Here is a 24,638-nt window from a genome sequence, read left to right on the forward strand (position 1 = left end):
CGCCCTTAGCTCAGCTGGATAGAGCGTTTGACTACGAATCAAAAGGCCGGGAGTTCGAATCTCTCAGGGCGCGCCATTAACTTCATAAGCCGGTGTGGCGGAATTGGCAGACGCGCGCGACTCAAAATCGTGAGGGAAACCGTGGAGGTTCGAGTCCTCTCACCGGCATCTATTTCGGGATGTAGCTCAGCTTGGTAGAGCACCTGGTTTGGGACCAGGGGGTCGCATGTTCAAATCGTGTCATCCCGATTCAAAAGGAAAGTCGCTGGAAGCAGCGGCTTTTTTTTATATTCATATCTTTTTGTATAAATCAGTAATCCTCAGGTCACACTAACACAAAAAGTGGGACGGAAGGGATTACTGTGAAGCGATTAAGTTGGAAAAAACAGATGAAACGGCGCTGGAAACAGTGGAGAAGAACAGTGTGGGCATGTAGCATTTTTGGTGCGGCTTGTTTGCTGGCAGGGTTGGGTATTCTGTTTTCGAATTATTTGCAGGCTATATTGTCACAGCCACTCGCTACTACCGTCATGGCAGAGGAGAGCATGGAGGAGGCTTTACATCTGAGTCCAACTGAAGATCACTCCTCACAGATGCAACTATTGCAAAGTATTCGTGCTTCCGGTATAAGCAGGAAGACCCGTCTGTTAACCACCTACGTGTGTGGTACGGAAACACTTTCCTTGGGAACGCTAAGTTCACAGCAGCTAGAGACCTTACTGAAGCAACATCCCGATTGGAATGGACGACTTAATACCAAAGGAGAGGTGTGGCTGGAGCGCAGGGTGGAAGACTTGTCAGAGTCATGCAAAGAGCATGGATACATGGGGTTAAGCACTGACGGGCAGCTTACACTGTATGAAGGGCTACCTAAAAAGGAAAAAGTTATCCGCACTTTTTTTCAATTGGATGTGGGTTCCATGGAGACGGCCTTACCAGAAGGGGTATATAAACAACTTCAGCAGGGAATACGTGTACAGGATATAAATGAGTATAACAGTGTAATCTCCACTTTTAGTGACTTTGCCCTGGAGCGAACACAAAGGGTATTAAAGCAGCACTATTGATTACAACTACGAGACGTTAGGCATTGCCCATGTGGTGAGGCTTGAAGCGTCTCTTTTTATGTTTTTACTCACGTTTAAATTTTTTCCTCTATTAGATACAAAGTTTTGTTATAATGAAAAGAACGACACATATGTTCGCTTTATATGGTATTTGGCCATGATTATATTCAGGATAACGCTGGCTTTTGGTTGGGTACGCCATGTTTGAGCGATAGGGGAGAGATTTTTTTGCGTTTTTTAGGAATTGATCCGGGTATTGCCATTGTGGGCTTCGGATTTGTAGACAAGATTGGCAGCAAGGTGGTTCCTGTGCAGTATGGCTGTATCCAGACGGAGGCTCATACACCGGAAGAAGAAAGGCTGCTTCATGTGTATGAAGGCATGTTGCAATTAATAGATAAATATAAGCCTGATGCGGTAGCACTGGAAAAGCTCTTTTTTAATCGCAACGTTACAACCGCTATGTCTGTAAGTCAGGCACGTGGGGTGCTGGTACTAGCTGCAAAACAACGTAATTTGCCTATAGGTGAATACACGCCGATGCAGGTAAAGCAGGCTATTGTAGGGTATGGTAAGGCTGAGAAGAAACAGGTACAAGAAATGGTTAGAATGTTCCTAAAGCTTCAAGTTGTGCCCAAACCGGACGATGTAGCGGATGCTTTGGCGGTGGCTATTTGTCATGCGCACTCCTATGGACTAAATTCAAAATTAAATGAGGTATTGCGAAAATGATAGATTTCTTGCGTGGTTCTGTGGCCCAGTTGGAAAATGAATATGTTGTTTTAGATGTGCAGGGTGTAGGGTACAGAGTATTTTGCCCGAATCCTTACGCGTTCGCCAAAACTGAAGGTCCAGTGGTTATTTACATTCACCATCATGTAAGGGAAGATGCTATTTTACTGTTCGGTTTTGCGACCCGTGAGGAGCAGCAGCTTTTCCGTAAACTGATTGATGTATCTGGTATTGGACCGCGTGTTGCGCTTGGTATTTTAGGAGGCGGTACGCCTACTCATGTGGTAACGGCGATTTATCAGGAGAATATCACATTTCTCACCAAGTTACCGGGGATCGGTAAAAAGACGGCACAACGTATGATTCTGGATTTGAAAGACAAGCTGGACGGTATTGGCTCGTTGGGGATGGCAACCGGATTGTTTGCTGAGCCTGTCGTAGAAGAAGGCGAAGGTTCATATTGGGGCGAGGCCCGTGAGGCGCTCAAGGCGCTCGGTTACACGGATGCTGAGTTGGATAAGGTATGGAGCAGAATGAAGAAAGATGCGAAACCTGATGAATCTGCCGATATTTTGATGAAGCGGGCTTTGCAACTGTTGTTTGCCGGATAGGACGATGATGTCCGCTAACAAATGTCTGGTGAAAAGAGGAGCGATGGAACATGGATGACCGGATTATTTCCGCCAATTTGATGATGGAAGACCAGACGGCGGAGCTAAGCCTTCGCCCCCGTTATCTAAATGAATATATCGGGCAAAATCAGGTTAAGGAAAATCTGAAAGTATATATTGAAGCGGCCAAAATGCGTAAAGAAGCGTTGGACCATGTACTGTTGTACGGACCGCCTGGGTTGGGTAAAACAACTCTTGCTAACATTATCGCCAATGAGTTGGGGGTTAATTTGCGTACGACTTCAGGTCCTGCAATTGAAAGACCGGGAGATTTGGCAGCATTGCTGACCAATCTTCAAGAGGGTGATGTTTTGTTCATTGATGAGATTCATCGCCTTCATCGTACGGTGGAAGAAGTCATGTATCCGGCGATGGAGGATTTTGCGCTGGACATTATGATTGGCAAAGGCCCGAGTGCACGTTCGGTCCGTCTGGACTTGCCACCCTTTACCCTTATAGGGGCCACTACGCGCGCTGGGCTGCTCTCTGCGCCATTGCGTGACCGGTTTGGTGTTATTAGTCGATTAGAGTTTTATACGACAGACGAGCTGGCTTACATCGTGTCTAGGAATGCGGATATTATGGAGATTGAGATTGTTGGGGATGCGGCGGAGGAAATCGCATTGCGTTCACGGGGGACCCCGCGTATTGCTAACCGACTGTTAAAAAGGGTGCGTGATTTTGCCCAGGTTGCTGGAGACGGTATTATTCATTCTGAGTTGGCTGCAGAGGCGCTAAAGAGACTTCAAATAGATCCACTCGGGCTGGATGAAATTGATCATAAAATGCTTAAGGCCATGATTCATTCATTCCGGGGCGGGCCTGTAGGATTGGACACCATTGCTGCAACTATTGGTGAGGAGAGTCAGACAATTGAGGATGTGTACGAGCCCTATTTGTTACAAATTGGCCTTTTACAAAGAACACCTCGGGGACGAACAGTGACTCCGGCGGCATATGGCCACCTTGGAATCCCACTGCCAACGGATCCACGGTGAGTAGGAAACATGATGCTTTTCAAAAAATCATTGCATGATTACACGCAATTATGGTGAATACGATATTGGCTGACGGATGATTGAGGGAAGTGAGAGTGTAAGTAAGATTCGAGCGGGTTCATATTTTGGTTTATTCCGCCGATGTATTTAAAGGGATGGACAAGGGTCGAGATCCCGATAAATTACGCAATATAAGTGCTAGACAGCTAGATTGGGGGAGCCAGAAATGAGTGGAGAAGCATTTAACCGAAAAAGTATTTTCGGTGCATGGATGGGCCGGGCCAAACGAACAGCAGCGATTATGGTATTAGCTACAGTGTGCATACCTTGGTCTTCGGGCGTTCACGCTGCTGCCGCCCAAGAGGATATTCGTGTAGTGATTTTTGCGGATCTAGGTAGCAAATATAAAGCGACAGTCCCCGCTGTAACCTTGAAATCATCAGGAGGTCTGAGTGTTGGACAGAACAGTGGGGGCAGTTTTCAAACTTGGATGGGACTGCCAGACAGTACGGCTCGTTTTAGTGTAGACAGCTATCGGGTGAAGGTACTTGAAGGCAATGAAGCAGCGGCGATAAAAGCGGCCCAAGCCCTACAAAAGACTAATGATAAACCTACGGTTTTTATCGGTTCAAAAAATGGTAGCTCTGTGTATCAAGTGTACGCGGGAATATATGCTAGTGAGCAGTCTGCGCAGGCTGCTGTACAGCGGATTTCCTCCGCAACCGGAGCGCAGGCCGAGGTTAAGGGAAACAAGCATTGGTCCACAGGAAGCTACGGAAGCGAGCAGGAAGCTAATCTCGTTCGAACGACAATTGCTGCGGCAGGCTTTGATGCTTTTACTGTAATTCAATCAAGAGGCCAGTATACTGTATGGGTTGGAGAAGAAAGTAATGACAGCAAGCTGTCGGCTTTGAAAACAGAGCTGGAGAGCAAGCAGCCGAGACTCACGCTGTCTAAAGTTAATGCTACTCAAACCGGCCTCATTATAAGACAGGAAGCAGGAGTCACGACTGGCTCGCAGGTGATGTCTCATTACATGCTAAGTGGTTCTGATCATAGCAAGGTAATTGTCAACGGCGGTAATGATGGAATACAAGTGATGGAAAGATCACAGCGTACATATCGCGGCGAGATGGAGATTGGCATGACGTCAGGCCAGCTGGCGCTTGTGAATGAAGTTCCTTTGGAGCAGTATTTGTATTCCGTGGTAGGAGCAGAGGTCTATTCCTCATGGCCAGATGAAGCGCTCAAGGCTCAAGCGGTAGCGGCTCGTAGCTACGCGCTTGCCCAAGGCAATCGGTTTCAGATCGGCAATGTAGTAGATGGCACGTTAAGCCAGGCTTACAACGGTAAGAGCTCGGAACATGCCAATGTCAATGAGGCTGTAGATGCAACAGCTGGTGAAGTCATTAAAAGTGGCGGCAAAGTGGTCGAAGCTGTATTTTCATCTAATGCGGGCGGTGTGACAGCAGATGCTTCCGAGGTGTGGAACAGTGGTGGCGAAGCCTTTGCCAGCGTAGACAGCTCGGGAGATACTTCGGCGCAAAAAGGAGCACAGGAGTGGTATCATGTACTTCTCTCCAGTGGCAAGACAGGGTATATTCGTGAGGATAATGCTAAGGAACTGGAGGGTGTCACAGAAGCGGGGTTAGACAAAATCACCGTCACTGCGGAAAATACAAATGTGCGTCCTATTCCCCAAATTCAATCGACGGTTACCCCAATAGCCAAGGCGCAGCCGGGCGAAGAGATCATTGTATTAGAAAAGGTGCCTCAGTCCGGAGACTATGCATGGGTGCGGGGGCCCTTTACGTCAGCTCAGCTTGCTAAATCCCTGCAAGGGAAAGTAACGGGCACAGTGCCTTCCTCTATTAATCACCTCGATGTCACCAAACGTGGTCCATCAGGGCGAGTGTTGGAGGTTGAAGCGAACGGATCCCCTTTGAAAGTGAAATATCCGGATATGTTTCGCTCAGCAATGGGCGGACTCCCGAGCACACTGTTTGATATTGCGAGTACCGGAAGTTATACTGTATTAGGCGCTGATGGGGCTACTTCTCATGTAAGTGGTACACAAGGCACTCAAATTCTGTCCGCATCTGGCAGCAGTACTTCAAGTGGTAACGGGGTGATCGTCATGAATGAAGATCGTCATGCACGAGTCATTGACAAAACACAAAGCTTTATTTTTACAGGTAAAGGAAATGGTCATGGTTTGGGCTTATCCCAATGGGGTGCCAACGGTTTGGCCGAGCAGGGGTATGATTATAAGAAAATTTTGCAACACTATTACAAAAATGTGGATATAGTTAAGGACTGACCAATATATGAATGTAAACGACTACGATTTTGAACTGCCTGAAACATTAATTGCACAGACACCTTTGCTTGATCGGAGCGCTTCCAGATTACTGACGTTAAACAAAAATAACGGTGAAGTGGGTCATCATACGTTTTCGGATATTGTGCAGTATCTCCAACCAGGGGATACGCTGGTATTAAACGATACGAGAGTGATTCCTGCACGCTTGTTTGGCATCAAGGAAGACACGGGAGCTAAGGCTGAGGTTTTGCTGCTTAAGCAACTGCAAGGGGACCGATGGGAAGCATTGGTGAAACCCGGTAAAAAGCTAAAAAAGGGTGCTGTTATTGTTTTCGGTGATGAGCTGAAAGCAGTAATTGAGGAAGAAGGAGATATGGGCGGAAGGGTGCTTTCATTTTCATATGACGGTATTTTTCAGGAGATCTTGGACCGTCTGGGGCAGATGCCGCTTCCGCCGTATATCAAGGAACAACTGGATGACCGCGAGCGTTATCAGACCGTTTATGCTCGACATGAAGGTTCGGCTGCGGCTCCAACGGCAGGGCTGCATTTTACAGAAGAATTGCTGGACCAGATTAAAAAGAAGGGCGTTACCGTTGCCTTTATCACACTTCATGTTGGCTTAGGGACGTTCAGACCGATGTCTGTGGATACGATTGAAGAGCATGTCATGCACGAAGAGTATTATTCATTATCACAGGAAACGGCAGATGTACTTAATGCAACCAAGGCGCGCGGTGGGAGAATCGTGGCAGTGGGAACAACCAGTTGTCGAACGCTAGAGACGGTGGGCAATACATTCGCAGATGGAGTGCTGCAGGCCAGCAGTGGCTGGACACAGATTTTTATTTATCCAGGCTACGAATTCCGTGTGGTGGATGCGATGATTACGAATTTCCATTTGCCTAAATCCACCTTGGTTATGCTGGTCAGCGCACTGGCGGGCAGGGAGAATATTATGCATGCTTACCAGGAGGCGATTGACCGACAATATCGGTTCTTCAGCTTCGGGGACGCAATGTTCATTTATTAATTAAGGATGGTAGAGAAAATATGGCACCAGCAATAAGATACGAACATATTAAAACCTGCAAGCAATCGGGAGCTCGTCTCGGGCGTGTACACACACCTCACGGAGTTATTGAGACACCAACCTTTATGCCGGTGGGAACTCAAGCGACTGTTAAAACGATGAGTCCTGAGGAACTGAAAGCGATGGATGCTCAAATTATTTTGAGTAACACGTACCATTTGTTTCTTCGTCCCGGACACGATATTATTCGTGAAGCGGGTGGACTGCACAAGTTTATGAATTGGGATCGCCCTATTTTAACAGACAGCGGCGGATTCCAGGTGTTTTCTTTAAGTGAAATGCGTAAAATTTCAGAGGAGGGTGTTCATTTTCGCTCTCATTTAAATGGAGATAAGAAGTTTCTTTCACCAGAAGTGGCGATGGAAATTCAAAACTCGCTTGGCTCAGATATTATGATGGCCTTCGATGAATGCCCGCCGTTTCCGGCTGAATATGAGTATGTGAAAAAGTCACTGGAACGCACCAGCCGTTGGGCTGAGCGTTGTCTAGAGGCACACGCGCGTCCTCATGATCAAGGTCTGTTTGCCATTGTTCAGGGAGGCATGCATGAAGATCTGCGCAAGCAAAGCGCTGCGGATTTGACTTCCATGGATTTCCCGGGGTATGCTATTGGTGGACTGAGCGTAGGTGAACCGAAACATTTGATGTATGAAGTGCTCGATTATACGGTTCCTCTGCTTCCCACCAACAAGCCACGTTATTTGATGGGCGTGGGTTCGCCTGATGCTTTGATTGAAGGCTCTATCCGTGGTGTGGATATGTTCGATTGTGTACTTCCAACCCGAATTGCTCGCAACGGGACAACGATGACCAGCCAAGGTCGTCTTGTCGTTCGCAATGCCCAATATGCAAGTGATTTTGGCCCGCTCGATCCCGCTTGTGATTGTTATACCTGTCGCAATTATTCACGTGCTTACTTGCGACATTTGATTAAAGCGGATGAAACCTTCGGGCTCCGACTGACAACGTATCATAACTTGCATTTCTTAATACAATTGATGCGTAATGTCAGACAAGCGATTATGGATGACAGGCTGCTTGATTTCCGAGATGAATTTTTTGAGCAGTACGGTCTTCATGATAATGATAAAGGCTTTTAAGTTTTAGGGAGAGTATACGAAAGGGGGATTTAACATGTTTCATTTTGCTACAGCCGCTACTGCACCCGGTGGAACTGGCGGACTTTTCCAAATGATCTGGCCACTGGCTCTGATGTTTGTAATCTTCTATTTCTTGCTGATTCGCCCGAATCAGAAAAAACAAAAGCAGCGTCAAACGATGCTTCAAGCTTTGAAAAAGGGAGATAAAGTAATTACAATCGGAGGTCTTCACGGTACAATTATGGAGATTACGGATGATGTAGTAGTTTTGCGTGTGAATGATGTCACGAAGCTGACCTTTGACCGCAGTGCAATCAGCAACGCGATTGCAAAAGACACGGCATCTGAGGAAGTTGTTTCCAAATCGTAAAATGCTGGTGACCGTTATGCAAAAACCGAGCCTTTAAGGAGGCTCGGTTTTTTTGTGTTGTTTTATTACATGGATACAAACATTTTGATTACTTGTTGAGATTAATGCCAAACATCCCACCACCTGCGCCTATGACAAACGCGAAACCTAAGTGTAACAGGTCCTTGCCGTTCATGCCCGCATCCAATGCCAGAAAACCGACCAGAAGAACGATTAGTCCATACAGGATGCCTGTAATACCGCCTTGATACCAGCCTTTGTTTGTGGATCTTTTACCGGCGACGAAGCCGCCAGATAGCATGGCGAATGCATGGACGATGTACGTATACAATGATAAGTCCTGTTCCTGCATCTGTGTCAGCCACAAGAGTAGTGAAAGAATCAATGCGCCAAGCAGCATCCATGCAAAAGCATAAAATAAACCAGATAAAATGGGATGGGCCAGACGAAACGAACACCAGCGGCGAATGAGCTCCATTGATAATTCCTCCTGTACCAAGGTTTGAACTATTATCATTCTATGGCCAAGCCTCCCGGCTTAGTACCAAGTCGCAAGCAGTCTTTCTCTTTATTTCAATAATTTAGCCTTTTGTTTTTTGTATGAGCCAAGTGAGGAACGGTCAGAATACGTGTACAATGAACGACTCATGTCTTATTGCAAGTACAGGGGAGGAGGCGAACATATTGAGTCACGATATTTTTGCTCATATTTTTCGGACGCTGCTCATGTATTTTATTGTATATCTGGTGATGCGCTTGATGGGTAAAAGGGAGATCGGCAAATTGTCTGTTTTCGATCTCGTCATATCCATTATGATTGCAGAAATTGCTGTATTCAGCTTGGAGGATATAAAACGTCCACTTTATGAAGGGTTGATTCCTTTAGGAGTGCTGTTAATTTTGCAAATAGGTATTTCATTTTTCAGTCTGAAAAGTCGGCGACTGCGCTTACTATTTGATGGTAGGCCCAGTGTATTGTACTCTAATGGACAATTAAACAAGGATGAAATGGTAAAACAACGTTATAATTTAGATGACTTGCTGTTACAACTTCGCGAACAAAATATAGAAAGTCTGGACGAAGTTGAATATGTTATTTTGGAAACGACAGGTAAGCTAACGGTTATAGGTAAGGATGATAATGATGGAGTGGAACACGTAAAAATGAAGCAGGAATTAAACGGAACAGATTTGACAAACAAAGAGCAACAGGTGAATAAAGTCCATCCTTCTCCACAAATCGGTGGAAAGTTTAGATATGAGGGACTGCCTATTCCATTAATCATGGATGGCAAAGTGCTGGATAGAAATTTGGAACGGATGGATATGAACCGTTTTTGGCTTAAGAATCAAATTCAAGCGAAGGGACACAAAGATTTTAAGGATGTTTTTTTATGCTCAGTTAACCATAGAGGTGATGTGTACATTACACCACCGGCCTATGGAAAATCTTCAGATTAGGTTTCTTATGCTTTAAACCATCTTCTCAGGATTGGAATGCGTGTAAGGTTGTCCCAATCAATCATTTTGATCAAGGTCATTAGGAAAAGGTACAGTATAATTCCCGATCCTGCGGCAAAAATAAACTGAAGCCACATTTGGTTGAACATCGTTAGATGTCTGTAGGTATATAATACTGCTGCTGCCATGATGATCATGCCTATCCCGGTCTTCCAGAAATCGAGCAAACGTACGCGGAAGCGAAGCAGTCTGCTGACACTGAAGCCGTGAAGGAGAGTAACAATGGCACTATTAATACAAATGGCGATGACAGCTCCATAGATACCATACTGAGGTTGGGAAGCAAGCCAGACGATCAGTACAATTTTGATAACGGCTCCGATAAAGGTATTTAATAAGGCACTTCCAGGACGGTCTAATGCCTGAAGTGCTGCCTGAAGCGGGGCCTGAATGTACATAAAAAGAGCAAAAGGTGCCATGAGCTTAAGCATGCCTGCAATATCGCCATTATTGTAGAGTAGCAGACACAGAGGTTCTGCCAATACATACATGATAACGGCAAATGGGGCTCCTGCAACCAAAGCGAGCCGAAGCGATTGATGTAGACGTTTGTGAATGGCTGTAATATGCCCCTTAGCTGCTGCTTCGGATAACGAAGGAACGAGTGAAACTGCTAGCGAACTGGTTAGAACCCCAGGTAGTAATAACACAGGAATGACCATGCCCTGCATGGCTCCATATTGTGCGGTTGCCACGCCAGTTGCGATGCCTGCTACGGCAAGGCTGCGCATGCACAAGATAGATTCGAGCAAATAGGATAAGGAACCGACAAGCCTTCCAGCAGTAACGGGAACGGATATAGACATAAGACGTGACAAAACGGATGATTGCTCGGGATGAACTTCAGAGGAGGGGACAGGCGACTTTGGCTGAAGGATGCGATCTTTTCGCTGGTTACACACGTATTGCCATAGCAGTACAATCATGCCAATGAATTCGCCCGCCAGAGCACCGAGCATGGCACCTGCAGCAGCGTAGTCTACCCCATGGGGAAGTAACAAGTAAGCAAACCAAATGACGCAAAAAATGCGTATAACGGTCTCCGCAATGGAGGAGCTGGCGGAAGGGATCATATTTTGCTTTCCCTGAAAATAGCCCCTATAAGCTGAAGAAACAGCTACAATGACAATCATTGGGCTCATGCTCACAAATGTATAATACACGCGACTGTCGGTCAGGAGATGGCTTGTGATCCAAGGCGCGAACACAAGACAGAGCACCATAGCGATCAGACTGAGTGTAATGGTGAAGCGCAGGCTGGTGTGCAAAATACGCCGCGACATTTCGGGCTGTCCAGCCGTTTCAGCTTCGGCTACAAGCTTGGCTACCGCAAGAGGGATCCCCCCTGTAATAAGCGTCACCAGAACGATAAAAAAGGGATACCCCTGTTGGTACAAGCCAACTCCTTCGGGGCCGATGATACGCGGGAGTGCGATTCGGGGAATAAAACCAAGTATCCGGTTAATAACTCCCGCTGCCAATAAAATGATTGCTCCATGGATGAAAGTCTGCTTTTTCAATCGCAACTCCCTCTTCCCAAAATGTAATTCTGCGTCTATGCATTACTTTAGAAGATATGCTGGACCTGTCCATGTTCATGACAAGCTTTTCCGTTCAGAAACAAAGTGATTTAGACAACAAGAGGGCGAGTGGTGAATTCTGCTATTGACGAGCGAAATGAATGCATATATTGTTGATTTAAGGCTATTTTCAACGAAAAGAAGGGTTTTCCAGGATCAGGACAGAAATGTTCTACAAAGCAGTCAATAACCCCGCTAATTGCTGATCTGCGGAACCGGTAGTCGCTGGGAGGAGGAACGGCCATCGTGGGTATGGAAGAGCTGGATGAGCAGGATTGGGATGACGCAATTGAGATGCTCTGTCAAAGTAAGGCGGACGAGTTGATTCTCGTAGGCTATGAGCATGTCACAAGTAAGGACGTGTGGAATTGCGTCAGCCATAAATATGAAAAGGAGGGTATCCCTCCGCTGCACAAGCTCGTTAATGATATTCTTTCCCTTAAAGCGACGAGCTTTATGAACTATTTGACGATGTCCGCATTACGGGGCTCCACTTTCGAATAGAAGGGGGTCTTTTTTTGCGTTCAAATTGACTGCTTTTTGAGGGGTAGCTATAATAGGAATATTGAGAATGAAAGGGGAACATGGGACGGAATGAAGAGAATTCTAAGTTTCATCGTGGTCGTGCTCATAACTACTGGTGTTATGATCGGGACAAGCCCGGGCCTACTGAACAGTTTAAAATTAGGCCTCGATTTAAAGGGAGGCTTTGAAATTTTATATGAAGCCCAGCCTTTGGAAGCCGGGCAGAGTGTAACCAGCCAGTCTCTTATACAAACAGCTCAAAGTCTGGAGAGACGGATAAACGCGCTTGGTACAACTGAGCCGGAAGTAACAACAGAGGGTACCAACCGTATTCGTGTGCGGCTTGCTGGTGTCTCTAATGAAGCAGAAGTCCGCTCTATGCTGAAAAAGCCTGCCGAGTTGACCTTCCGCAGTGCAACGGCAGCGGATGCTAAAAAGCCAGGCCAATACAGCAAAATTGAGCTCCGCGGTAATGATTTTGTGGAGAATGGTGCTGTTGTCGGCTATGATCAGCTGAACCAACCTGAGATTAGTATCAAAGTGAAGGACAAAGCTAAATTTGCAGAAATCACAAAGCGACTTCTGAATAAAGAATTGGCTATTTTCCTCGATCAGGAATTGCTGTCTGCACCTACAGTACGTGGGGAATTAACGGACGGTAGCGCGTCAATCACAGGTAGCTACACTCGTGATGAAGCGAATAAACTGGCGGATACGATTAATCTGGGTGCCCTTCCGCTCAAACTGACGGAAAAATATTCTCAGAGTGTAGGTGCTACGCTGGGTCAATTGTCACTGGATCAGACGATTCGTGCTGGATTGATCGGCTCGATCATTATTCTGGTATTTATGATTGCAATGTTCCGTGTACCGGGATTAGTGGCCAGTTTCTGTCTCATCGTTCATACCTGGGTAGTGCTTGCGATTTTCTACTTGGGTGGATTCGTACTCACACTCCCAGGTATCGCCGCCTTTGTGCTCGGGATCGGGATGGCGGTCGATGCCAATATCATTACGTATGAACGGATTAAAGAAGAAATCAAGTCAGGCAAAACGATTCGTTCTTCTGTCATTGCAGGTAGTAAGGCTTCGTTCCGTACCGTTATGGATGCCAATGTTACGACAATTATAGCGGCAGCGGTTATGTTTGGTCTGGGAACAGGCTCCGTTCGAGGATTCGCTTTGGTGCTCATCGTTGATATTGTCACCAGTATTTTGACGAATATCTTCTTCTCCCGCTTCTTACTCAATCTGCTGGTTAAAGCGGATGTTGTGAAGAAGGCCAAGTATTTTGGTGTGAAGGAGAGTGATATCAGTGCGCTTTAATTGGAACTTGAAATATATTAAGATGAGCAAGTGGTTTTACACGTTCTCGATTATTATCACACTGCTTGGTATTCTGAGCTTATCGATATTTGGTCTGAATTACGGGGTGGATTTCCGTTCCGGTTCCAATGTGGATGTCAATCTGACTAAAGTAGTTACACAAGAACAGATCCAGACTTTGCTGAACAAGCAGGGGATCGGCAAAGAGGTCGATTATACGCAGGGGAAAGAACGCTTCGGTATTCGCTTCTCGCAGGTTTTGACGGATCAGCAAGTGAATAACTTTAAGACTTCTTTTAATAAAGAGCTGGATCCGAAGGCCTCCTTTGAGGTCAATACAGTGGATACGGAAATGGCGCAAGAACTAGAACGAAATGCGTTATGGGCGATTTTATTGGCTTCTGTGGCTATCGCTATTTATATCTCAATCCGTTTTGAATGGCGGTTTGCCGTTGCAGCAATTGTTTCGTTGTTGCATGATGCCTTCCTCGTCATCAGTATTTTCTCGATTTTCCGGCTTGAGGTGGATTTGACCTTTATTACGGCAATTCTGACGATTGTCGGTTTCTCCATTAATGACACTGTCGTTATTTTTGACCGTATACGGGAAAATCTACGATTTGCGAAGAAGAAGTCTAGGGACGACTTAGAGCAGGTAGTTGATCACAGTATTGCCCAGACAATGACTCGTTCACTTGCAACCGTGTTTACGGTATTTATTGCCTCCTTATGTTTGTTCATATTTGGCGGCGAATCGATCCGTATGTTCTCACTTGCGATGGTCATTGGTTTGTTGTTTGGTGCTTATTCTTCCATTTTCATTGCCAGTCCGCTGTGGGTAGCTTTGAAAGGAAAACAAAAATCTCCGACAGCTGGCGGGGGCGCGGCCAAAACTGCAAAGTCTTAAGTTACGTAAATACCAGTAGTATAAATTAAAGAGAAAGCCGCGTCTGCCTGGGCGCGGTTTTCTAAGGTTTTGAGATTTACCTTGAGTAAGGCACAATAGTGGACACTTAAATGAGAATGGTTTTTTGTTTTGAGAAATTCGGTTATTTTAGAATGGAGCTTTATTAGGAAAGGGTTAGTTCAGGATTGAGGGGGAAACGTTGTGAATAGCGAACGCAGCCGATCATTGGAAACTGCGGCGTTGAGCGGGATTGTAGGCAATCTCGCGCTGGCTGTTCTAAAGGGAACCGTCGGTTATGCGGCAAACAGCAAGGCGTTGTTGGGGGATGCACTGCACACGGCTGCGGATAGTGCTTCCCGTTTGCAGGAGCTTCTGTTTTCCAAGGGTGCTACAGGGCACGGAATGCTGGCCCGGTTGCGGAACGGTGAAAAAGTTAGGACGATCATATCTGTAGTGCTGGCTATTTTAGTGCTGATGAGTGGTCTTCAGCTAGCTATCTCGGCGGTTCGTTCATTAAGCAGTTCGGAACCGCAGGCTCCCAGTCTGTATGCATTAACTACCGTATTTATTGCGTTGGTGTTGAGAGAGGCGTTATTTCAGTTTCAATATCGCTATTCGATTAAACATGGTCATAAAGCGGAAGCAGATCGGTACGCTAACCATGAACGTTACTCGCTGTATGCATCGTTGATTGCATTGATCGGCATGATCGGTGCAATGACTGGCGAAGCAATGGAATGGCCTGCATTATTATATCTTGATCCAACCGCAGCTTTGCTGGTAGCCTGTCTGGTGCTTCGCAAAGGATATTTGATGGTAATGAATACCGCTTACCAGGTTCCTGCACAGCCCTTGCAGGAGGAAGACTCCCGCCGCTTTATGGAGACGATTCAACGGGTGTATGGTATTGTAACGGTTGAGCACTTACATGCCCAGGAAACAGGCCATTTCATAACAGTGGATGTAACGATAAGTGTGAACCCGCGGATTACGGTACAGGAAGCGCAGGAAATCGCCGATCGAGCCAAAAATCTACTGTTAGCCCGTTTTCCACAGGTGACCCATGTACAAATGCAGTTCATTCCTTATCAAGCCGGGTATCCTTACAAATCCAATCATGAACTGCCAGATAATGATGTGTCGTCGTTGCTTCAATAGAGCAGGATGACTATGAAAGAAAGGTGAACAGGATTGCTTCATTCGCAGTACAGATGGAAGACCCCAGAGGCTAACCTAGAAGCGGCTCAGCTGTTGACAGAAGAGCTGGGGATTTCACCATTGTTGTCCCGGCTTTTAGTGAACCGGGGCGTCACTACCGCCGGGGAAGCAAACCGCTTTTTGTACGGAAGTGTGGACGATGTACACGACCCTTTTTTGCTTCTTGGTATGAAAGAGGCTGTACCGAGAATTCGCCAGGCTCTGGAACGTGGCGAGCATATATTAATCTATGGCGATTATGATGCGGACGGCGTGTCCAGTACATCATTGATGATTCAGCTCATGCGTTTTCTCAAGGCTTCTTATGATATTTATATTCCCCATCGTTCTAATGAGGGATATGGTCTGCATAATCATGCTCTTGATTGGGCTCATCAGCAGGGAGTTACGCTGGTCATTACGGTAGATACGGGAATTAGTGCAGTAGAGCAAATTGCTTATGCAACTTCCTTGGGGATAGATGTTATAGTGACGGATCATCATGAGCCGCCTGCTGTACTTCCCGAGGCATATACTTTGATTAATCCGAAGCTACCCGGTTGCCCATACCCATTTAAAGGTCTTGCAGGTGTTGGTGTTGCCCTGAAGCTCGCTCAGGCGCTGTTGGATGAGGTGCCAGAGGAATGGTTTGAAATCGCCGCTATCGGCACGGTAGCCGATCTGATGCCACTACATGGTGAAAATCGGACGATGGTACGCAGAGGGATTCAATCCATGAGAAACTCTGCATTTCCGGGTATCCGTGCGTTACTCCATGTAGCGGGCGTGGATATATCTACAGTGTCTTCAGTCAATATCGCATTTGCATTGGCTCCGCGGATTAATGCCAGCGGGCGCCTGGATCATGCGGGACGAGCAGTTTCTCTGCTGACGACAGAAAAAGAGGAAGAAGCAGACCAACTTGCGCATGCGCTGGACCTGCTCAATCGTGAGCGTCAACAGGTGGTCGAACGTATTGTGGAGCAAGCCGAGCAACAATTGGCCTCCAAACTGAATGGAGGCAAGCTACCATCAGTTATTGTGTTGGCTGGTGAAGGCTGGAATGTCGGTGTTGTCGGAATTGTGGCATCCAAGCTATTGGATCGCTATTATCGACCGACCATTATTCTTGGTATAGATGCTGAGACAGGCACGTGCAAAGGTTCTGCCCGGTCTATTCCTGCATTGGATATCTACAGTGCTCTTACGGACAGCCATGAGCTTATGGAGCATTTTGGTGGTCATCCTTCGGCTGCGGGCATGACGCTGTCCCGTGACAATCTGAAATTGTTTGAAGAGCAGCTGAACCGCTATGCGAGTTCCATTCTGACACCAGAAGACCTCATTCCTGTAGCTGAAGCTGATATGGTCTGTCGTTTGGACGAGGTATCTTTGCAAGTGGTTGAAGAACTGGAATTGCTTCAGCCTTTTGGTATGGGGAATCCTTCTCCGCGATTCGTATTACAGGGTCTGCAATTGCGCGAGGCTCGTAAAATGGGACGTGAGAAAAATCATGTGAAGCTCCTGCTGGAGCAGAACGGTATATCGCTGGACGCGATTGCTTTCCGTCGTGGCGATTTGGCTGATTTTTTACAGCAACAAACGGAGATAGATCTGCTGGGTGAATTGTCAATTAACGAATGGAACGGTAAAAGGTCTCTCCAACTAATGATGCAGGACATTCGAGTGCAGGCGCCACAAATTTTTGATTATCGTGGAGTGTCGGACCCTTTTGCCGAATTAGAGCGGGGACTGAAGATTTTTCATCCACGTATTGAGGAAAGAAAGAAAGACGTTGCGGTGTTGATTCATCCGTCATCCAGACTTCGTCCATCGAGCTCCGTGGACGCTGAATCCTTTTGGTTATATGATAAAGATGGCAGCGTTATTCCCAGTGATGGTCAAAGAGATGCACAGCACTCTGTAAAGTCGCTGTTCGTACTGGAGCCGCCGGATACACCGGATCAGTTTCAGGCATTATGGTCTACCTTTGAGAATGTAGAGAACGTATTTCTCCTTCATTCGGTCAGTGAGCGTGGCGGTCGACTCGTAAGCCCCGACAGAGAACTGTTCAAGCGCATTTACGTTGTGCTTTCCCGAATGGGAACACAGCCTATTGATGAAAAGGCAATGCTGCCTGCTCTTAGCCGACAGTGTTCCTGTTCAGTACGCATGTTATCCAAAGTATTGGACATCTTCGAAGAGCTTGAGTTTATGACGCGTACAGATGGTCAATTCCGTTTTGTATCCAATCCGCCTAAGCGGGATTTAACCGCTTCTCCACGCTATCAGGAATTGTATAATATGGCTGAAATGGAGAAGTATTTGCTGGATGCGGACACTACCCAGATGACGAGCTGGATTATGTCGCTTATGAAGGGTGCGTCTTGAGATACTATTTCGCAATTTATGTTGTAAAATGTATATACTAATTTGAAGTTACAGTAGGAGGAACTAAGTTGGACTACAAAGAATATATTCGGGTGATTTCCGATTTTCCACAACCAGGGATTAGTTTTAAGGACATTACGACCCTGATGAAAAATGGTGAACTGTACCGCAAGGCTATCAACGATATGAAGGAACTGGTATCGGATTTGAAAATTGATTTGATTGCAGGGCCAGAAGCACGTGGGTTCGTTATTGGTGCTCCTTTGGCTTATGCGCTTGGTGTTGGTTTTATTCCCATCCGTAAAAGTGGCAAGCTCCCTGGGGAAACCATTGAGGAAGCATACGGTTTGGAGTATGGTAAAGATACACTGGCGATGCATAAGGATGCTATTGAGCCGGGTCAAAATGTTCTGATTGCTGATGACCTGCTGGCTACAGGTGGAACCATCGCTACATCCGTGAACTTGGTACGCCAACTTGGTGGCAATGTGGCAGGGGCTGCTTTTCTTATCGAGCTTTCTGATCTAAACGGTCGGGCGAAACTGCCTGATGTAGATGTATTCACTCTGATTACGTATTAAGTATTTCGAAACCTGGGTTTCCCGGGAAATAATTATGAACGGATCGCCTAAATAGTCCGATGGAACATCTCTTTATCTAAAGAGTTGCTCCATCGGACTATTTTGTTTAGCAGTGTTTTAAGTTTTGGCTTTGTTTAATTGGTGTAATGTACCATGTATTTTGTTAGAAATAGTAATAAAAAATCTAAAAATAGCTGTCGATAAATAGTTAAAAGGGAACAGGGGTAGTCATATTGGGTTTATTTCGATTTAAGAGTTTACAGGCACGGACATTTTCTACCTTGATTCCGCTTGTACTTATAACGCTGATTTTAATCAGCTTTTTGTCTTATTTTTTTGCCAAGCAGAAGCTGGATACGGAAATAAGCCAAAATGCTGCTCATTCCTTGTCGAGGGTTAAAGCGGATATTGCAGCTAACGTAGATCGTCATGCTTTACTTGTTTCGATGCTGACTAAGAGCGCGGAACAACTGGGAGCAGGAATGAACATTGAGGGTTATGGACGTTATTTTGAACAAGAGCTGGCTTTAAATGATATGTCATACGGGTTGGGCATTTATTTTGCTAAAGATGCGTATGATCCGGGAGTGACTTACCGTTCCATATATGTGCATAGAGATGGCCAGCTAGTGAAGCAAACGATTGAATATGATGATCCACAATATGACTACTTAACACAGCCATGGTATACAGAAGCCGTGGAACGTGGTAAGGATATAAATTTTACGGAGCCTTTTTACGATAGCAGACTGAAAATCAATATGATTACTGCAGGGAAAGCATTTTATGACAGGGAAGGGAAGCTGTTAGGTGTCATTACTGGCGACCTGAACATGACAAACATTCAAACGTTTATTGAAAAAATGAAGTTTGGTGCTAATGGTAGTGCGATCTTGATGGATAAGAATGGAGCCATTTTGTCATCCGGTCTTCCGTCCTTAAAAGCAGGCGAGCCGTTAACAAACACGATGAATGCGGAAGCAGCACAATCTATTCAAAGTGGTACATCCGGACAACTATCCGTACCCATTGATAGTGAAGACTACCGGATAATGTACGAAACACTCCCACAAACCGGATGGAAAATCGGCGTATTACTGCCAGAATCCGATTTGAACCGCTCTGCGAACGAAATGCTTAAACTTCTTCTTATTGTTAGTGTTATAGGCATCTTGCTAATTATGGGAGCGTTATTACTTAACAATTCAGGTATGATCAAAGAGATTAAAAAAATTATGCAGATAACCAATCGTATGGCTCTTGGGGATTATAACCTTGAACTAACACATCAACGTAAGGATGAATTTGGCCAAATGGCTGACGGGATCAATAAGGTGATTGCGGCAACCAGAGGAATGGTATCACGTTTGAGCGAAGAGTCAGATGTTATCTCAGGCGTATCTATAAAAATTTCCCAAGAGATTTCTGGGACGACTAAAGATGCGCAGCACAATGCAGGAGAACTGGCTAAGGTGAAGGAAGGGGCCGAGCTTCAGTTGGCTGCCGCAGCCGAGAGTGCGACAGCGATGGAGGAAATGGCTGTAGGCATACAGCGTATTGCTGAATCTATCCAGTATGTATCCGAGGCAACCACTGAGATTGAACATAAGGCACAACAAGGAAATGAACGGTTGACCGTGGTCAACCAAGGAATGCATAAAGCGAAAATGTCTATGGATGAGGCAGGCAGGGTAGTAAGCTCATTGAATGAGCGGTCCGCCCAAATTGGCAGCATAATTGGAATGATTCAGGAAATTAGTGGGCAGACCAAGTTGCTATCACTGAATGCTTCCATTGAAGCCGCACGTGCAGGGGAGCATGGCCGAGGTTTCGCTGTGGTGGCTTCAGAAATCGGCAAGCTGGCTGTAAACGTGAGCGAGTCTGCGGAACAAATTACGAGTCGAATCCGATCCATGCAGGAAGAAACCAAATTAGCTTTGGAAGGAATGCAGCAGGGTGCTCTGGAGATGGATGAAGGAGTATCTATTTTACTTGAGGTGGAAGAACGTTTTATTGCGATGAATCAAGATATTCAGCAGGTGGCGATAGAAGTGCAGGAGGTTTCATCTGCCTCAGAAGAAATGTCGGCAGGTTCAGAGGAAGTTGCAGCCTCTATTGGATATCTTGCAGACATTGCGAAAGCTTCAGCTAAACGTACAGGACAAGCCGCGGAACGATCCGAACGGCAACTTAAAGATCTGGAAGGTATGGACAGCTCTGTCAAGACGCTTACAGGTGTTTCTGATACGCTTAATCAGGTCGTATCTCGCTTTCGTGTGTGATATCTTTAGAAAAAAAGGCCGTGCATAAAAAAAACGCCGCTCCATGAGATATGGATCTTTACACGCTTGTCTATACAGCCTAAGCGTATTGATCCGTGACCTCATGGAGCGGCGTTCTAAAGTTTAAGAACAGATATCAATCGGGTGTTTTCTCGGTTAAAGGTTCCTGCGATTTATCGTTGGACCAGCCGAGCACGTCAATCAGCTTAAAGAACAAGCTGAGGATGATGCCGATGATTGTAGCCAATGCCATACCTTTCAAGGTTACAGCGCCCCAAGTGAGCGTAGTACCGCTGATTCCGACAACAAGCACGATGGTCGCAAGCAGCATGTTGGTTGGCTTGGCGAAATCAACCTTTTGCTCAACGAAGATTCTTAGACCGGAGGCAGCGATGACACCGAATAATAGTAAGGATACGCCACCCATAACTGGAGCTGGAATATTAGAAACAATCGCTGAGAACGTGCCTGAGAAGGACAATAGGATGGCAATGACAGCCGCTCCGCCAATGACCCATACAGAGTACACTTTAGTTAATGCCATGACACCAATGTTTTCACCATAAGTCGTATTAGGTGTAGAACCCACAAAACCGGAAATGACGGTGGAAATACCGTTACCTAGCAGAGAGCGATGGAGACCAGGATCTTTGGACAGTTCGCGCCCGACAATGTTGCTAGTCACAAGCAAGTGACCAATATGCTCTACGATGACGACCAGAGCAACAGGAAGAATCGTCAGCATAGCAGAGGTATTAAAAACGGGAGTGGTAATTGCAGGATGTCCGAAAAAAGGAGCGTCTGCAATGGCTTGTGTATTGACCATGCCCATAAAATAAGCAAGTACATAGCCCACTACGATACCAATCAGAATATGAATGATTTTGGCAAACCCGCGAAACAATACCGCACCCAGAACAGTGACCCCGAGTGTAACGAGCGAAAGAGTAATCGTTTTGGGATCTGGAGTCCAGGCCTTAGTAGGATCGGCATTGATAATGCCTGCCATACCTGCTGCAACCGGAACCAGTTCCAGACCGATTAAGGCTACGATGGAGCCCATAACAGCTGGAGGAAAAACGACGTCCAGCCAACGGGTTCCGGCATATTTGATCACCAGTGCGACGAGGCAGAAAATAATACCTGTAACGATGAAAGCACCGAGGGCCATAGCATAGCCGTTGCCGCCGGGATTGTTTTTAAGCACAAGACTGACGGGAGCGATAAAAGCGAAGCTGGAGCCGAGATAGGCGGGAATTTTGCCGCGGCAGATCCATATGTACAACAATGTGCCAATACCGTTCATTAGCAAAATCATGCCGGGATCGACGCCGAAAATATTCGGCACCAGCACAGTGCTACCAAACATGGCAAACAAATGCTGTACGCTGAGCAGGAACCCAGGTCCTGCCGGTAGCTTTTCATTAACTTGAATTTCGCGTTGCAACGCAGTTCACTCCTTAGTTCTTTCAATTATTCTTATATACATTAATTACTTTTCGTAATTTTTTCAATATAATTCGTTTCATTTCGTCAACAATCCTGATTTTACTTACCATGTGTGACAGAATAATGCGACAATGCCAAACCTGTAATAGTTGACGTGTGACGTGCTAACCGTCATAATTGTAGGAAATCACTTTTAAAAGGGAACCTTTGCGCGACATTGATCGGCGGGTTCCATTTTGCATAGAAAGGACACGGAATAGAGCAGAATGGGGATAGAGCAATTACTTAAAAAGGCCGGGGCCTATACCAGAGAAGCAGATCTTATCCGCATCAGGGACGCCTATGATTTTGCCGAGCAGGCCCATTCCGGCCAGACTCGTAAGTCCGGTGAACCTTATATTCTGCATCCGCTTGCGGTTGCTGATATCGTCGTTAATATGCAGATGGATACCATCTCCATTATCGCCGCTCTTTTACATGACGTTGTGGAGGATACAACGGTGTCTTTGGCGCAGATTCGCGAGCATTTTGGCGATACATGTGCGATGCTTGTCGATGGTCTGACGAAGCTGGAGCGTATTCAGTTCCGTTCCAAGGAAGAACAACAGAACGAAAATTATCGAAAAATGTTTATTGCTATGGCGCAGGACATTCGTGTCATCGTCATTAAGTTAGCAGATCGTCTGCATAACATGCGTACTTTGAAATATCAGTCAGAGGAAAGCCAGCGTCGGATTGCTTATGAAACGTTAGAGATTTTCTGTCCGGTTGCAAACCGACTGGGTATTTCGGCCATTAAATGGGAAATGGAAGATATTGCTTTACGCTATCTGAATCCTCAGCAGTATTATCGCATCGCTAATTTGATGCATAAAAAGCGGGCAGAGCGGGAGCAGTTTATTGATAATGTCATACAGCGTATCAGAGAAAAGCTGGAAGAGATGGGTATTCAGGCTGACTTGTCCGGACGCCCTAAACATATTTACAGTGTGTTTAAAAAAATGACGACGAAGAACAAGCAATTCAATGAAATATATGATTTGCTGGCGATTCGAATTATTGTGGATAACATTAAAGACTGTTACGCCACACTGGGGATTATCCATACGTTGTGGAAGCCGATGCCGGGGCGGTTTAAGGATTATATCGCTATGCCTAAGGCCAATATGTATCAGTCCCTTCATACGACAGTAGTAGGTCCCAACGGGGAGCCTACCGAGGTACAAATTCGCACAGTGGATATGCACCGTACCGCTGAATTCGGGATTGCGGCCCATTGGGCCTATAAAGAAGGCAACGGAGCAAACAACACTAACTTTGAGGATAAAATCACCTTTTTTCGAGAAATTCTGGAGCTGCAAAATGAAGCGAAGGATGCGTCGGAATTTGTGGAATCGCTCAAAATGGACTTTTTCTCAGACCTTGTGTTTGTGTTTACTCCTAAGGGAGAGGTCATTGAGTTGCCGGCCGGATCCGTTCCGCTGGACTTTGCTTTCCGTATTCATACCGAAGTTGGCAATCGAACGATTGGCTCTAAGGTAAATGGAAGAATCGTACCTTTGGATTATCGGCTTAAAACCGGTGATATTGTCGAAATTATGACGTCCAAGCATTCTTATGGACCTAGTCAGGACTGGCTCAAAATTGCTCAGTCCTCTCACGCGCGCAGTAAAATCAAACAATGGTTCAAGAAAGAAAAGCGTGAGGAGAATGTTGAAAAAGGCCGCGAAAATCTGGAACGTGAACTGAGAAAACGTGATATCGAGCCATCGGTGTGGATGAGCGACGACAAGCTTCAGGAAGTGGCACAGAAGTTCTCTTTTAACGATTCCGAAGATATGCTGTCTGCGATTGGCTTTGGTGGTATAACCGCAGCGCAGGTCTGTACACGATTGACAGAGAAGCTGCGTAAGGAACAAGAAGAGGCACGGTTGATCGAACTGACGACCGAGGTCAAGGAGTACAAGCCGCAGGGCGAACGGAAAAAAACACCGACCAACGGTGTCAGCGTCAGAGGCGTCGATAATTTACTCGTTCGTTTTGCACGATGTTGTAATCCCGTACCGGGAGATGACATCATTGGCTATGTAACACGTGGACGCGGCGTATCCGTTCACCGGACGGATTGCCCGAATATTCCTTCGGGTACGGGCGAAGACCAGGCACGTGTGATTGAAGTAGAGTGGGAAGAAGCAGCGGAAGTCAACTACAGCGTTGATATTGAGATTACCGGGCATGATCGCAACGGTCTGCTGAATGAAGTGCTTCAGGCCATTTCTGAGAACAAAACCAGCTTCTCGGCCGTTACAGGTCGTACAGATAAAAATAAAATGGCGATGATTCACATCACGATTCTCATTCGCAACACGGATCATTTGCATTCTGTTGTCGAACGGATCAAACGGGTGAAGGATGTATACACTGTGCATCGGATTATGCAATAACCTTATTAAGCGTACAGATAGGTTTATAGCCTTTGTAACACATCTTGGGTAGAAAGACCCATGGGTTGCTAAAAGAGCCAT

At 46.0% G+C, this 24,638-nt stretch carries 20 protein-coding genes and 2 tRNA genes; 19 read left to right on the forward strand and 3 right to left on the reverse strand.

Features of this window, described 5'->3' with window-relative positions; genetic code table 11:
- The first annotated feature begins 88 nt into the window (after positions 1-88).
- From NLX78_RS16445 to yajC, 10 genes are all read left to right on the forward strand, one after another.
- Positions 89-168, forward strand: a tRNA-Leu gene (locus NLX78_RS16445).
- 7 nt (positions 169-175) lie between these two features.
- Positions 176-249: transfer RNA gene (locus tag NLX78_RS16450), tRNA-Pro, on the forward strand.
- Positions 250-362: 113 nt separating this feature from the next.
- Positions 363-1,067, forward strand: a complete 705-nt coding sequence (locus NLX78_RS16455) for a BofC C-terminal domain-containing protein (protein WP_254350995.1) — start codon at positions 363-365, stop codon at positions 1,065-1,067.
- A gap of 228 nt (positions 1,068-1,295) precedes the next feature.
- The gene (ruvC, locus tag NLX78_RS16460; RefSeq protein ID WP_013311580.1) at positions 1,296-1,799 is read left to right on the forward strand and encodes a crossover junction endodeoxyribonuclease RuvC; all 504 of its coding nucleotides are present in this window, start codon (positions 1,296-1,298) and stop codon (positions 1,797-1,799) included.
- Complete coding sequence (gene ruvA / locus NLX78_RS16465; protein WP_254350996.1) at positions 1,796-2,410, forward strand: Holliday junction branch migration protein RuvA; 615 nt, start codon at positions 1,796-1,798, stop codon at positions 2,408-2,410. Before ruvC ends, ruvA begins: the two co-directional genes overlap by 4 nt.
- Positions 2,411-2,460: 50 nt before the next feature.
- Complete coding sequence (ruvB, locus tag NLX78_RS16470) at positions 2,461-3,468, forward strand: Holliday junction branch migration DNA helicase RuvB (RefSeq protein WP_069290204.1); 1,008 nt, start codon at positions 2,461-2,463, stop codon at positions 3,466-3,468.
- Between the two features lie 226 nt (positions 3,469-3,694).
- Positions 3,695-5,788 carry a SpoIID/LytB domain-containing protein gene (locus tag NLX78_RS16475; RefSeq protein ID WP_254350997.1) on the forward strand — a complete coding sequence of 698 codons (2,094 nt, stop codon included), beginning with the start codon at positions 3,695-3,697 and terminating at the stop codon, positions 5,786-5,788.
- A 7-nt stretch (positions 5,789-5,795) separates the two neighbouring features.
- Positions 5,796-6,824, forward strand: coding sequence for a tRNA preQ1(34) S-adenosylmethionine ribosyltransferase-isomerase QueA (queA, locus tag NLX78_RS16480; protein WP_061829380.1), 1,029 nt, complete (start codon positions 5,796-5,798; stop codon positions 6,822-6,824).
- 20 nt (positions 6,825-6,844) lie between these two features.
- The gene (gene tgt, locus NLX78_RS16485; protein ID WP_039275028.1) at positions 6,845-7,984 is read left to right on the forward strand and encodes a tRNA guanosine(34) transglycosylase Tgt; all 1,140 of its coding nucleotides are present in this window, start codon (positions 6,845-6,847) and stop codon (positions 7,982-7,984) included.
- Positions 7,985-8,018: 34 nt separating this feature from the next.
- A complete protein-coding gene (gene yajC / locus NLX78_RS16490) occupies positions 8,019-8,354 on the forward strand; it encodes a preprotein translocase subunit YajC (protein ID WP_069290201.1) in 336 nt (111 codons plus the stop codon).
- Between the two features lie 88 nt (positions 8,355-8,442).
- Here the strand turns inward: yajC and NLX78_RS16495 are convergent, their stop codons facing one another.
- Complete coding sequence (locus NLX78_RS16495) at positions 8,443-8,832, reverse strand: TIGR04086 family membrane protein (RefSeq protein WP_061829378.1); 390 nt, start codon at positions 8,830-8,832, stop codon at positions 8,443-8,445.
- Positions 8,833-9,038: 206 nt separating this feature from the next.
- Here NLX78_RS16495 and NLX78_RS16500 point away from each other — a divergent pair, with 206 nt between their 5' ends.
- Positions 9,039-9,815, forward strand: coding sequence for a YetF domain-containing protein (locus NLX78_RS16500; RefSeq protein ID WP_061829377.1), 777 nt, complete (start codon positions 9,039-9,041; stop codon positions 9,813-9,815).
- A 5-nt stretch (positions 9,816-9,820) separates the two neighbouring features.
- Here NLX78_RS16500 and spoVB read toward each other — a convergent pair whose 3' ends face one another.
- Entirely contained in the window at positions 9,821-11,395 is a 1,575-nt protein-coding gene (gene spoVB, locus NLX78_RS16505) for a stage V sporulation protein B (RefSeq protein WP_254350998.1), read from the reverse strand.
- A gap of 306 nt (positions 11,396-11,701) precedes the next feature.
- Between spoVB and NLX78_RS16510 the strand changes: the two genes are divergently transcribed.
- From NLX78_RS16510 to NLX78_RS16540, 7 genes are all read left to right on the forward strand, one after another.
- On the forward strand, positions 11,702-11,959 hold the full coding sequence (locus tag NLX78_RS16510; RefSeq protein ID WP_013311570.1) for a post-transcriptional regulator: 258 nt from the start codon (positions 11,702-11,704) through the stop codon (positions 11,957-11,959).
- A 90-nt stretch (positions 11,960-12,049) separates the two neighbouring features.
- Positions 12,050-13,306 (forward strand): protein translocase subunit SecD, encoded by a 1,257-nt coding sequence (secD, locus tag NLX78_RS16515; RefSeq protein WP_069290197.1) that lies wholly within the window; start codon positions 12,050-12,052, stop codon positions 13,304-13,306.
- Complete coding sequence (secF, locus tag NLX78_RS16520) at positions 13,296-14,213, forward strand: protein translocase subunit SecF (RefSeq protein ID WP_254328617.1); 918 nt, start codon at positions 13,296-13,298, stop codon at positions 14,211-14,213. The genes secD and secF overlap by 11 nt, the downstream gene beginning before the upstream one ends.
- Before the next feature lie 201 nt (positions 14,214-14,414).
- Positions 14,415-15,371 carry a cation diffusion facilitator family transporter gene (locus tag NLX78_RS16525; RefSeq protein ID WP_235308636.1) on the forward strand — a complete coding sequence of 319 codons (957 nt, stop codon included), beginning with the start codon at positions 14,415-14,417 and terminating at the stop codon, positions 15,369-15,371.
- A gap of 33 nt (positions 15,372-15,404) precedes the next feature.
- Positions 15,405-17,801, forward strand: a complete 2,397-nt coding sequence (gene recJ / locus NLX78_RS16530; protein WP_254350999.1) for a single-stranded-DNA-specific exonuclease RecJ — start codon at positions 15,405-15,407, stop codon at positions 17,799-17,801.
- 68 nt (positions 17,802-17,869) lie between these two features.
- Positions 17,870-18,382, forward strand: coding sequence for an adenine phosphoribosyltransferase (locus NLX78_RS16535; RefSeq protein WP_029514814.1), 513 nt, complete (start codon positions 17,870-17,872; stop codon positions 18,380-18,382).
- Between the two features lie 233 nt (positions 18,383-18,615).
- Positions 18,616-20,664, forward strand: coding sequence for a methyl-accepting chemotaxis protein (locus NLX78_RS16540; protein WP_254351000.1), 2,049 nt, complete (start codon positions 18,616-18,618; stop codon positions 20,662-20,664).
- Between the two features lie 136 nt (positions 20,665-20,800).
- Here NLX78_RS16540 and uraA read toward each other — a convergent pair whose 3' ends face one another.
- The gene (gene uraA, locus NLX78_RS16545) at positions 20,801-22,111 is read right to left on the reverse strand and encodes a uracil permease (RefSeq protein WP_061829372.1); all 1,311 of its coding nucleotides are present in this window, start codon (positions 22,109-22,111) and stop codon (positions 20,801-20,803) included.
- 268 nt (positions 22,112-22,379) lie between these two features.
- On the opposite strand from uraA, the gene NLX78_RS16550 reads away from it, so the two are divergent.
- Positions 22,380-24,557: a RelA/SpoT family protein gene (locus NLX78_RS16550; RefSeq protein ID WP_025720225.1), complete on the forward strand. Its 2,178-nt coding sequence runs from the start codon at positions 22,380-22,382 to the stop codon at positions 24,555-24,557.
- Positions 24,558-24,638: the final 81 nt, after the last annotated feature.

The organism is Paenibacillus sp. Lou8.1 (genome assembly GCF_024213565.1).
In the GTDB taxonomy this organism is placed as follows: domain Bacteria; phylum Bacillota; class Bacilli; order Paenibacillales; family Paenibacillaceae; genus Paenibacillus; species Paenibacillus polymyxa_B.

Coding starts and splice junctions, on each gene's coding strand:
- NLX78_RS16550 (WP_025720225.1), top strand. CDS start 22,380: ATGGGGATAGAGCAATTACTTAAAAAGGCCGGGGCCTATACCAGAGAA.
- secD (WP_069290197.1), top strand. CDS start 12,050: ATGAAGAGAATTCTAAGTTTCATCGTGGTCGTGCTCATAACTACTGGT.
- ruvA (WP_254350996.1), top strand. CDS start 1,796: ATGATAGATTTCTTGCGTGGTTCTGTGGCCCAGTTGGAAAATGAATAT.
- NLX78_RS16475 (WP_254350997.1), top strand. CDS start 3,695: ATGAGTGGAGAAGCATTTAACCGAAAAAGTATTTTCGGTGCATGGATG.
- yajC (WP_069290201.1), top strand. CDS start 8,019: ATGTTTCATTTTGCTACAGCCGCTACTGCACCCGGTGGAACTGGCGGA.
- NLX78_RS16495 (WP_061829378.1), bottom strand. CDS start 8,832: ATGGAGCTCATTCGCCGCTGGTGTTCGTTTCGTCTGGCCCATCCCATT.
- ruvB (WP_069290204.1), top strand. CDS start 2,461: ATGGATGACCGGATTATTTCCGCCAATTTGATGATGGAAGACCAGACG.
- tgt (WP_039275028.1), top strand. CDS start 6,845: ATGGCACCAGCAATAAGATACGAACATATTAAAACCTGCAAGCAATCG.
- queA (WP_061829380.1), top strand. CDS start 5,796: ATGAATGTAAACGACTACGATTTTGAACTGCCTGAAACATTAATTGCA.